This window comes from Microcystis sp. M53603_WE2, assembly GCF_030065435.1.
This window is the reverse complement of record NZ_JASJFF010000350.1, coordinates 1-1,963: the sequence shown is the minus strand read 5'-3', so window position 1 is coordinate 1,963 and position 1,963 is coordinate 1. Positions and strand designations below refer to the sequence as shown.

The following is a 1,963-nucleotide window of genomic DNA, read 5'->3' as shown; positions in this document are numbered from 1 at the left end:
TTGACTAATTTAAGTTGGTCCCTAACTGGCGATCGCCTAAGCCAGGAGCTGCAGATTGAGCGGGTAAAATTAATTAATGATTTTGCGGCGATCGGTTATGGGGTGTTAGGATTAGCCCCAGAGGAGCTGCACAATCTACAGGCGGCCCCGGCAGTACCAGAGGCCCCGATTGCGGTTATTGGTGCAGGAACGGGGTTAGGAGAGGGTTTTTTGATTCCTGTGTCGAAGGGTAAATATCAGGTGTTTGCTAGTGAGGGTTCCCACGCCGATTTTGCCCCTCGATCGAGTTTAGAATATCAACTATTAAATTATCTCTTGGAACTCTATAATATCGAGCGCATTTCGGTGGAGCGAGTGGTTTCCGGCCCTGGAATCACTTCTATCTATCGATTTCTCCACGATAGTAACTATAGTCAGTCATCACCGGCCATGGCGGAAATTTACCGCACTTGGTTGGAAGAAACGGATAAACCGCCAAAAAACGTCGATTTAGCGGCTAAAATTGCTAGTTTTGCCCAAGATAACTCGGATTATCTCTGTTATCAAACCATGAAAATCTTTGTCGAGGCCTACGGTGCGGAAGCGGGCAATTTAGCCCTCAAGTTGCTTCCCTACGGAGGATTATACATAGCGGGAGGGATTGCTGCCAAAAATCTTCCTCTAATGACCGAGGGTAGCTTTATGAAGGCTTTTCGCGCTAAAGGTCGGATGACGGAGCTATTAAGCAATATTCCCGTTCATATCGTCCTTAATGCCCAAGTGGGACTAATGGGGGCGGTTTACTGTGCTAGTCAGCTATGAGGGATGGTTTACTGGAGATGGCTAGGGATTATTTTCAGAATAGGATCGCCCCGCAAGCGGCCCGGATCGATCGCGACCCGATCGCCCTACAATCAGCTTTACAGGGTATGGGCGAGCGCTGTTTGTTAGCTTTGCGTGTTCCCAAAGAATGGGGGGGGGCGGGATGGGAGGAACGCACCTATCAACAATTCCAAATCCTCGGCGCTCGTTATTCCGGCGCTTTAACTTTTCTGCAAACCCAACACCAAAGCGCCGCTAATCAATTAGCCACCAGCAGTAACCAAGACCTGAAAAAGCTTTATCTCCCCAAAATGGCCCGGGGCGAAAAGCTAGTGGGGGTGGGGTTTTCGCAACTACGTCGTCCGGGGGAACCGATGATGAAAGCGTTTCCCGTGGCCGGCGGCTATCAACTCTGTGGACAGGTCCCCTGGGTGACGGGATGGGGCTTTTTTGAAGATTTTATCATCGGGGCGACCCTCCCAGACGGGCGATCGCTGTACGGTCTTTTACCGCTGCAGGCTCTCCCCGGTCTGCAATGCAGTCCCCCCATGACATTATTATCGATGAGTGGGACTAATACGGTGAGCATTACCATACAAGACTACTTTTTGTCAAGGGATTTTATTGTTAGTTTACAACCGGCGGCGGCGATCGAGGCCAGCGATCAAAAAAATGTTCTCCATCATGGTTTTCATGCCCTTGGCTGTGCTTGGGCGGGCTTAGATGTTATTTTTGCGGTTTATCGACAAAAAGGGCTAGAAAGCCTAAAAAATGCCCATCAACAGCTAGAAAAAGCCCTACTGTCCTGTCAAGAAAAAATGTTAAATTCCCACCAGGCCAGTTTTGCCGAGAAATTGCACTGGCGCGGTCGGGCGATTAATTTGGCTCTACAATGCGCTCAAGGGGCAGTGATTGCCTCCGGTGGGGCGGCGAATATTATTGATCATCCGGCGGGGCGAGTCTATCGGGAAGCTTTACAGTTTAGCGTTTCTGGACAAACCAGCGCGGTGATGGAAAATAGCCCAGCAATTCCAAATTCAGAATGTAGCAAGGAATACAGAATACAAAACGCTTTTGCCCTGTAGCTCCCCATCCAAAATCAAGAAGAATTAACGCGAGTAACAGGGATGGCCTCATCGAGCATAAAGTCTAAAAGGTGGTG

At 49.4% G+C, this 1,963-nt stretch carries 2 protein-coding genes; both read left to right on the top strand.

Translation table 11 applies throughout. From position 1 onward, the window contains the following. The coding region (locus PX481_RS07560) for a glucokinase (RefSeq protein WP_288094211.1) at window positions 1-801 on the top strand (801 nt) is incomplete at its 5' end. After that, window positions 798-1,886, top strand: a complete 1,089-nt coding sequence (locus PX481_RS07555; RefSeq protein WP_288094210.1) for an acyl-CoA dehydrogenase family protein — start codon at window positions 798-800, stop codon at window positions 1,884-1,886. The genes PX481_RS07560 and PX481_RS07555, both read left to right, overlap by 4 nt. Window positions 1,887-1,963: the final 77 nt, after the last annotated feature.

Bases quoted from the DNA above. Each gene is read 5' to 3' on its own strand.
- PX481_RS07555 (WP_288094210.1), top strand. From the start codon at position 798: ATGAGGGATGGTTTACTGGAGATGGCTAGGGATTATTTTCAGAATAGG.